The organism is Bacillus sp. ISL-78 (genome assembly GCF_018613455.1).
GTDB classification, from domain to species: domain Bacteria; phylum Bacillota; class Bacilli; order Bacillales; family DSM-1321; genus Peribacillus; species Peribacillus frigoritolerans.
Genome location: NZ_JAGGQC010000002.1, coordinates 410505 through 419777, shown reverse-complemented (window position 1 = coordinate 419777; position 9273 = coordinate 410505). Strand labels below are relative to the sequence as shown.

Sequence of the window (9273 nt, the reverse complement as noted above, 5' to 3'; positions counted from 1 at the left end):
CCGGCTGGTCTTTTTTGTATTGCGGAACTTTTCAGTTTCAGGGAGGAGTGACGTGAATTAACAGATAAATCAACCTGCAAGCTAATTAATTCCAACAGCTGATTTATTTATTCGTTCTAAACATGAATTGAAATAATTCATGGGAGCAAGATACTACCGACCATGGAGCAGAGGTAATTTCATGAATCAAGCGATTGTAATTCAGATGGGGAGAAGGGCAGGATATAGAAGGGGATGTACAGTATATGAGTGTTGATGCTTTTACGGAAGGCAAGGGCAACATATTCTGAGTACCATTATAAAGTAATCGACTTTACTTACATGCATTCTTGTCTTTAATTATTCTTTTCATTATACTAGGAAGAATTTAATTGATAATATGCAATATGGATGGGTAAGGAAGAAGGCAGACAAAAATAGAACCATGAAGGGATCGGTATTGTGAGTAAAAAGAGTAAGGAAAAGTTTGAAGTTATCGAGGGCGAGACGATCGATGCATGTTTAGATCGAATTAAAGCGGCAGGTTACTTCCCTGTAAGGCGAACGGAAGAGCCTATTTTTGCCGAGAGAATTGAGAATGGTAAAGTCCATTATGTGCCAGTTAATCGAAAAATTGTATTTGAAGCAAAGTTAATTGAGTAAAACACGAACGATTAATTAATATCATGTAAAAATATTCGATTTTAACTTGACATTAAAATGGCCGGAAGGTAAGATGAAGTTACATTAATACATCTCATATAATCATGGGGATATGGCCCAAAAGTTTCTACCTGATGACCGTAAATCATCGGACTATGAGAAAAGCATCTGACTATTTCGGAAACTAGCCAAGTCTTTTTGTAGTTCCAAAAGGGCTTTCTATTCCGGACAGGTTGCTTTCTCGATGAGGAAGCAACCTGTCCGGTTTTTTAATTTACATGTTATAGATAAATGATAAGCGTCTGTCTGCATACTCGGGACGCCATAATATGAGTGTTGGAGGGAAAGATGATATGAAACCGCAAGTTGGGGTTATTATGGGTAGTGTCTCGGATTGGGAAACGATGAAGTACGCTTGTGAATCATTGGAACAGCTTGAGATTCCCTATGAAAAAAGAGTCGTTTCCGCCCACCGGACGCCGGATTTACTATTTGAATATGCAGAGAGTGCAAAAGATAGAGATATTAAAGTGATTATTGCCGGAGCAGGCGGGGCTGCACATCTTCCAGGTATGACCGCCGCTAAAACGATTGTCCCTGTGATTGGCGTGCCAATACAGTCGAAGGCATTAAATGGGATGGATTCGTTATTATCGATTGTTCAAATGCCTGGTGGCGTACCGGTTGCAACGGTTGCAATCGGAAAAGCCGGCGCAGTCAATGCCGGTTTGTTAGCGGCTCAAATGTTAGCGGCTTTTGATTCTAACATTGCTGATAGGCTAGAGGCTTTACGAGACGAAACCAGAGAAAAGGTGTTACAGAGCAGTGAACAACTTAAATAATACAATCATATTACCGGGACAAACCATTGGAATTATCGGCGGTGGGCAATTGGGCAGGATGATGGCCTTGTCAGCTAAGGCATCGGGCTTTAAGATAGCGGTCCTTGAGCCGACTGCAGAAGGCCCATGTGCTCAAGTGGCGGATATTGAAATCATTGGTGCCTATGATGATATTGAAGCATTGAAAAGGTTAGCTGACGTCAGTGATGTCATAACATACGAGTTTGAAAATATCAGTTCAGAAGCCTTGGATTGGTTAAAGCAACATGCATATCTTCCACAAGGCTCAGAATTATTAAAATTGACACAGGATAGATTGACGGAAAAAAAAGCCATATCCGATGCAGGAGCTTCCGTTGCTCCATATCAGGAAATACAGGATATTTCAGAAATTTACCTTCATATAGAGAAATTAGGGTACCCTAGTGTGTTAAAAACGACGCGGGGCGGTTATGATGGAAAAGGGCAGTTGGTCATTAAGGAAGAAGCCGATATCAAAAAGGCTGAATCCCTGCTCAAAACAGGTATATGTGTGCTGGAAGCCTGGATTCCTTTCGTAAAAGAAATATCCATCATCGTGACGCGTAAGGCTGATGGCGAGACAAGTCATTTTCCGATTGCGGAAAACATTCATATTGAAAACATTCTTCATAAAAGCATTGTTCCGGCCCGCATCAGTATCCAAGCTGAACGGAAAGCTATTAATGAAGCTTTGCAGCTTGCAGAGAAACTTGATTTGGTGGGGACATTGGCAGTCGAGATGTTTTTAACCCCTCAGGATGATATCATCATTAATGAATTAGCGCCAAGACCACATAACTCAGGGCATTATACAATGGAGGCATGTGAGACTTCACAGTTTGAACAGCATATAAGGGCTGTCTGCAATTGGCCTCTTGGAAATACGGCGTTATTGAAGCCTGTGGTAATGATAAACATCCTTGGTGAGCATATCGAACCCTTGATGGATGAAATTCCGACGCTTTCAGATTGGAAGGTTCACCTTTACGGTAAGAAAGAAGCCAAGCTTAAGCGGAAAATGGGTCATGTGAATATTTTACGTCCAACGATTGAAGAAGCTCTTTTGGAAAGTGATCGAAGCAAAATATGGAATCAACAGGTTGAAACGGAGGAAGTAAAATGATTGAACGTTATACCCGCCCAGAGATGGGAAACATTTGGACAGAAAAGAACCGCTTTAATGCGTGGTTGGAAGTTGAAATCTTAGCTTGTGAAGCATGGTCCGAGCTAGGTGTCATTCCAAAAGAAGATGTGAAGCTTCTTCGCGAAAATGCTACATTCGATGTTGACCGTATCAATGAAATCGAAAAAGATACACGCCATGATGTTGTTGCTTTTACACGTGCAGTTTCCGAAACGTTGGGTGAAGAACGGAAATGGGTCCATTACGGACTGACTTCCACTGATGTGGTGGATACAGCTCTTTCCTATGTGATAAAGCAGGCGAATGAGATCCTTGCCAAGGATTTAAATAACTTCGTGGAGATCCTGAAAAACAAAGCGAAAGAACATAAATACACGGTTCAAATGGGACGTACACATGGAGTTCATGCGGAACCGACCACATTTGGGTTGAAACTGGCACTTTGGTATCAAGAAATGAAACGCAATGTCGAACGTTTTGAAGAAGCAAGAAAGAACATAGAGGTTGGGAAAATCTCTGGGGCTGTCGGAACTTACGCAAACATCGACCCGTTCGTTGAAAAATTCGTTTGTGAAAAGCTTGGCCTTGAAGCAGCGCCAATCTCAACACAAACATTGCAGCGTGATCGCCATGCACATTATATGAGTACATTGGCTTTAATTGCGACATCTATTGAAAAGTTTGCAGTGGAAATTCGCGGCTTGCAAAAAAGTGAAACACGCGAAGTGGAAGAATTCTTTGCAAAAGGACAAAAAGGATCTTCTGCAATGCCTCATAAACGGAATCCAATCGGTTCTGAAAATATGACGGGTATGGCTCGTGTAATCCGCGGTTACATGATGACAGCATATGAGAATGTGCCATTATGGCATGAGCGTGACATTTCGCATTCTTCTGCTGAGCGCATCATCTTGCCGGATGCAACGATCGCATTAAACTATATGCTGAACCGTTTCAGCAACATAGTGAAGAACTTGACCGTTTATCCAGAGAATATGAAACGCAATATGGACCGTACACTGGGATTGATTTTCTCACAACGTGTGCTGCTATCCCTTATCGATAAAGGACTTGTCCGTGAAGAAGCTTATGATACGGTTCAGCCGAAAGCGATGGAAGCATGGGAGCTTCAGGTTCCATTCAGAAGCCTGATCGAAAAGGATGATAAAATCACAAGCTTGCTTACGAAAGAAGAACTTGATGATTGTTTCGATCCTACACATCACCTGAAAAATGTAGATGTAATCTTTGATCGTTTAGGTTTATAAAAGTGAAGGCGGCAAACATGGTACCTTTAACGGTGATATGTTTGCCAAGCCTGATCAATGGCAGGAAGATTCATAATATTCACAATGTGGGGGTCTGGACAGATGGAAAAACGAGAATTGTTGTATGAAGGAAAAGCGAAACAGATTTTTGCAACGGACAACAGTGAAATAGTATGGGTGGAATACAAGGATTCGGCAACGGCATTCAATGGTGAGAAGAAGTCAGAGATTGCCGGAAAAGGTAAGTTGAATAATCAAATTACTAGCTTACTATTTTCAAAGCTTGCCCAAGAGAATATCCCATCCCATTTTATTGAAATGCTTTCCGAACGGGAGCAGCTAGTCAAAAGGGTATCCATCATTCCGCTAGAAGTCGTTGTCAGAAATACGGCTGCCGGCAGTTTTTCTAAAAGGACTGGCATTGAAGAAGGCCAGCCGCTCAAGAAAACGCTGATTGAGTTTTACTATAAAGACGACGAGCTCGGCGATCCTCTGTTAACGGAAGACCATATTGAAGAATTGGAACTTGCAAGCAAGGAAGATGTAGCGATTTTAAAAGAAAAGGCACAAGAAATCAGTATCGTCTTAACGTCATTCTTTAAAGAGTTGGACATTAAATTGATTGATTTTAAATTAGAGTTCGGCAAAACCCCGAATGGAGACATCCTGCTGGCAGATGAAATTTCACCTGATACCTGCCGATTATGGGATATTAACACGAACGAAAAATTAGACAAAGATGTATTCCGCCGTGATTTAGGAAGTTTAACAGATGCTTACGAAAAAATACTAGCAAAGTTGGAGGGCACTCAACATGTATAAGGTTAAGGTATATATCACACTACGCGAAAGTGTACTAGATCCACAGGGAGCAGCAGTGCAACAATCACTTCATAGCTTGACATATAACGAAGTTAGTGATGTTCGAGTGGGGAAATACATTGAACTTACAATTAAGGATACGGATCGTGATTTAGATCAACTTGTGAAGGAAATGTGTGAAAAACTATTGGCCAATACGGTAATTGAAGCTTACCGTTATGATGTTGAGGAGGTTATCACCCAATGAAATTTGCTGTCATAGTTTTCCCTGGCTCCAATTGTGATGTCGATATGTACCATGCGATAAAGGATGCACTGGGGGAAGAAGTGGAGTATGTTTGGCACTCTACAGACAATCTAGATCAGTATGATGGGATTCTCCTTCCTGGAGGTTTCTCTTATGGAGACTATTTACGCTCTGGAGCAATTGCACGCTTTTCTAATGTAATGGCTGAAGTCGTAAAAGCGGCACAAGCAGGAAAGCCTGTCTTGGGTGTCTGCAATGGTTTTCAGATTTTACTTGAAGCAGGACTTTTACCTGGAGCGATGCGCCGTAATGAAGGCTTGAAATTCATTTGCCGCAATGTAGGACTGAAGGTTGAAAATAACCAATCGATGTTCACGACAGGATATGAATTAAATGAAACGATTACGATCCCTGTGGCACATGGTGAGGGGAATTACTACTGCGATGATGAAACATTGGCTGAATTAAAACAAAATAACCGCATCTTGTTCACGTATGATGGTGAAAATCCAAACGGAAGCTTGGAGCAAATAGCGGGAATTACAAATGAACAAGGAAATGTCCTCGGAATGATGCCTCATCCCGAACGTGCTGTTGATTCGCTGCTTGGCAGTAAAGACGGCTTAAAGATTTTTCAATCCATCGTAAAAAACTGGAGGGAATCACATGTTATTACAGCTTGAACCAAGTCCGGAAAAAATTAAATCGGATCGATTGTACGCAACAATGGGACTATCCGATGATGAATTTGCAATGGTGGAGAAAATCTTAGGCAGACTGCCGAATTATACGGAAACTGGTTTGTTTTCGGTTATGTGGTCAGAGCATTGTTCCTACAAAAATTCAAAACCCATCTTAAGGAAATTCCCGATTACAGGGGAGAAAGTGCTGCAAGGTCCTGGTGAAGGAGCGGGTATCGTTGATATCGGTGACGATCAGGCTGTCGTTTTTAAAATTGAAAGTCATAACCACCCTTCGGCAATAGAGCCTTATCAAGGTGCTGCTACCGGTGTCGGCGGAATTATCCGTGATGTTTTCTCCATGGGAGCCCGTCCGATCGCGATGTTGAACTCACTTCGCTTCGGTGAGCTAGACAATGATCGCGTGAAATATTTATTTAAAGAAGTGGTTGCAGGGATTGCAGGATACGGGAATTGTATCGGAATTCCAACTGTCGGCGGAGAAATTCAATTTGATCCATCGTATGAAGGAAATCCTCTTGTCAATGCAATGTGTGTCGGTTTGATCGATCATAAGGACATTAAAAAAGGCCAAGCACATGGAGTGGGCAACACAGTGATGTATGTGGGTGCAAAAACTGGACGTGATGGCATTCATGGAGCAACATTTGCATCTGAAGAGCTATCAGAGTCTTCGGAAGAGAAACGGCCTGCCGTACAAGTAGGCGATCCATTCATGGAGAAACTGCTTTTGGAAGCATGCCTTGAATTGATTCAAAATGATGCCCTTGTTGGCATTCAGGATATGGGAGCAGCAGGTCTTACAAGCTCATCTGCCGAGATGGCGAGTAAAGCTGGCTCAGGAATAAAAATGAACCTGGATTTGGTACCGCAGCGTGAAACGGGAATGACAGCATATGAAATGATGCTTTCTGAATCACAAGAGCGGATGCTGATCGTTGTCACTAAAGGACGCGAACAGGAAATCGTCGACTTGTTTACGAAATATGACCTAGAAGCGGTTGCTGTTGGTGAAGTAACGGATGATAAAAATCTAACACTTTCCCATCAAGGTGAAATCGTTGCTGAGGTTCCGGTTGATGCATTGGCTGAAGAGGCCCCTATTTATCACAAGCCATCTGCAGAGCCGCAATATTTCCGTGACTTCCAAAGCATGACGGCAGAAGTGCCAGTCATTGAAGATTATAAAGATACATTGGTATCACTATTGAAGCAACCGACAATTTCGAGTAAGGAATGGGTCTACGACCAGTATGATTACATGGTCCGCACGAATACAGTCGTCTCACCTGGGTCGGATGCAGCGGTAGTGCGTGTACGTGGTACGAATAAAGCCCTTGCCATGACGACGGATTGCAACTCACGCTTTATTTATTTAGATCCTGAAACAGGCGGCAAAATCGCTGTGGCTGAAGCAGCCCGTAACATCATTTGCTCAGGTGCGGAACCTTTAGCGATTACGGATTGCTTGAATTTTGGGAATCCAGAAAAACCAGAAATATTCTGGCAACTGGAAAAAGCGGCAGACGGTATGAGTGAAGCTTGCAGAAGCTTAAGTACTCCTGTAATCGGCGGAAATGTTTCCCTTTATAATGAAACGAATGGTGAAGCGATTTATCCGACACCTGTAGTTGGAATGGTTGGTCTAGTCAATGACCTTAAGCACATCACAACACAAACATTTAAAAATGAATCCGATTTGATTTATGTGGTCGGTGAAGCGAAAGTGGAATTCGGAGGCAGTGAATTACAGAAAATGCTCGAGGGCAAAATCTTTGGACGCGCTCCAGAACTTGATTTGGACCTTGAACAAAAGCGTCAGAAGCAAATTCTGACAGCAATTCAAAAAGGACTTGTTGCATCAGCCCATGACCTTTCGGAAGGCGGTTTGGCAGTGGCTTTAGCTGAATCTTTATTCGGGGCAAGCAAACTAGGGGCAAAAGTGAATATATCCGGTGAACCTGTATCTGAATTATTCAGTGAAACGCAATCACGATTCCTTCTTTCCATCAGTCCTGAAAACCAAACGGCATTTGAAGCACTGGTTGAAGATGCGAGATGCATAGGCTCAGTAACGGCTGATAATAAATTAGTCGTGGCAACAAGTGATAGCAAAGTATTGGAAGCGGACGTTGAAGATTTACAAACAGCTTGGAAGGGAGCCATACCATGCTTGCTGAAATAAGAAGCTTAAACGAAGAGTGTGGTGTTGTTGGAGTCTGGGGACATCCCGATGCAGCGCAGCTTGCTTACTACGGTTTGCATAGCTTGCAACATCGTGGTCAAGAGGGAGCGGGCATCGTCGTGACGGATGGTGAGCAGATGTCCATCTCTAAGGGCGAAGGACTTGTCACAGAGATATTCACTGCGGAAAAAATGCAGGCACTTTCCGGTAGCGGTAAAGCGGCAATAGGCCATGTCCGTTATACAACGGCAGGCGGCGGCGGGTATCAAAATGTTCAGCCTTTCCTGTTCAATTCTCATACAGGAGGGCTGGCCCTTGCTCATAATGGGAATATCGTCAATGCCCATCAATTAAAAGCACAGCTTGAAGGACAAGGAAGCATTTTTCAAACGACCTCTGATACGGAAGTTCTGGCACATCTGATTAAACGCTCCGGCTACACGGATGTAAGAGATTCCGTGAAGAACAGTTTAAGTATGCTGAAGGGAGCCTATGCCTTTGTCATCATGACCGAAACCCAAATGATCTTGGCAAGAGATCCGCATGGCTTCCGTCCACTTTCCTTGGGGAAAATAGGCGATGCATATTTCGCTGCATCCGAAACATGTGCACTTGATATTGTAGGTGCAGAATTCATTCGCGATATTGAGCCGGGTGAACTCGTTGTCATTAATGATGAGGGAATCACATCCGAATACTTTTCGCTTTCCAGCCAACAGGCAATGTGCACGATGGAGTACGTTTATTTTTCCCGTCCGGATAGCAACATTGATGGTATCAATGTTCATACGGCACGGAAAAACCTTGGTAAGCAAATGGCACTCGAAACCAAAATTGAAGCAGACGTAGTTACAGGTGTACCTGATTCCAGCATCTCGGCAGCGATTGGCTATGCTGAAGCTGCGGGCATTCCTTATGAAATGGGCTTAATAAAGAATCGTTATGTTGGACGGACTTTCATTCAGCCATCACAAAGTCTGCGAGAACAAGGCGTAAAGATGAAACTATCACCTGTAAGAGGGGTAGTGGAAGGCAAGCGGGTCATAATGGTCGATGATTCAATCGTCCGTGGGACAACGAGCAGAAGGATTGTCCGCATGTTAAAAGATGCAGGTGCAAAAGAAGTGCATGTAGTAATCAGCTCACCACCGATCAAGAATCCATGTTTTTATGGCATAGACACGTCTAAAAAGGAAGAACTGATTGCAAGCTCAAAATCGGTGGAGGAAATAAGGGAAATCATTGAAGCTGATTCCTTAACTTTTTTAAGTGTCGAAGGTATGGTCGAAGCAATTGGACGACCGTTTCCTGGAGAAACGCGCGGTTCATGCCTAGCTTGTTTCACCGGAAATTATCCGACTGAAATTTTTGAATACGAACGAGAAAAAACAAAATGTTAAT

The 9273-nt window shown here is 42.9% G+C and carries 9 protein-coding genes and 1 riboswitch; all 9 genes read left to right on the top strand.

Translation table 11 applies throughout. The features are described from left to right. Positions 1-441 precede the first annotated feature (441 nt). The 9 genes from J7I96_RS02425 to purF all read left to right on the top strand — a co-directional run bounded on the left by J7I96_RS02425 (position 442) and on the right by purF (position 9272). Positions 442-642, top strand: a complete 201-nt coding sequence (locus J7I96_RS02425) for an NETI motif-containing protein (RefSeq protein WP_034306130.1) — start codon at positions 442-444, stop codon at positions 640-642. Positions 643-716: 74 nt separating this feature from the next. Then, a riboswitch (purine riboswitch) is annotated at positions 717-818 on the top strand. Between the two features lie 177 nt (positions 819-995). Next, positions 996-1484 (top strand): 5-(carboxyamino)imidazole ribonucleotide mutase, encoded by a 489-nt coding sequence (gene purE, locus J7I96_RS02420; RefSeq protein ID WP_096338794.1) that lies wholly within the window; start codon positions 996-998, stop codon positions 1482-1484. Then, a complete protein-coding gene (gene purK, locus J7I96_RS02415) occupies positions 1468-2628 on the top strand; it encodes a 5-(carboxyamino)imidazole ribonucleotide synthase (protein WP_214773794.1) in 1161 nt (386 codons plus the stop codon). Before purE ends, purK begins: the two co-directional genes overlap by 17 nt. Then, complete coding sequence (gene purB, locus J7I96_RS02410; protein ID WP_034306123.1) at positions 2625-3917, top strand: adenylosuccinate lyase; 1293 nt, start codon at positions 2625-2627, stop codon at positions 3915-3917. The genes purK and purB overlap by 4 nt, the downstream gene beginning before the upstream one ends. 102 nt (positions 3918-4019) lie before the next feature. Next, positions 4020-4739 carry a phosphoribosylaminoimidazolesuccinocarboxamide synthase gene (gene purC / locus J7I96_RS02405; RefSeq protein WP_048680630.1) on the top strand — a complete coding sequence of 240 codons (720 nt, stop codon included), beginning with the start codon at positions 4020-4022 and terminating at the stop codon, positions 4737-4739. Next, positions 4732-4986 (top strand): phosphoribosylformylglycinamidine synthase subunit PurS, encoded by a 255-nt coding sequence (gene purS, locus J7I96_RS02400; RefSeq protein WP_034306118.1) that lies wholly within the window; start codon positions 4732-4734, stop codon positions 4984-4986. The genes purC and purS overlap by 8 nt, the downstream gene beginning before the upstream one ends. Next, positions 4983-5669 (top strand): phosphoribosylformylglycinamidine synthase subunit PurQ, encoded by a 687-nt coding sequence (purQ, locus tag J7I96_RS02395; protein WP_048680628.1) that lies wholly within the window; start codon positions 4983-4985, stop codon positions 5667-5669. The genes purS and purQ overlap by 4 nt, the downstream gene beginning before the upstream one ends. Continuing rightward, positions 5653-7872: a phosphoribosylformylglycinamidine synthase subunit PurL gene (gene purL, locus J7I96_RS02390; protein ID WP_214773793.1), complete on the top strand. Its 2220-nt coding sequence runs from the start codon at positions 5653-5655 to the stop codon at positions 7870-7872. Before purQ ends, purL begins: the two co-directional genes overlap by 17 nt. Further along, positions 7857-9272, top strand: coding sequence for an amidophosphoribosyltransferase (gene purF / locus J7I96_RS02385; RefSeq protein WP_214773792.1), 1416 nt, complete (start codon positions 7857-7859; stop codon positions 9270-9272). Before purL ends, purF begins: the two co-directional genes overlap by 16 nt. Position 9273 lies beyond the last annotated feature (1 nt).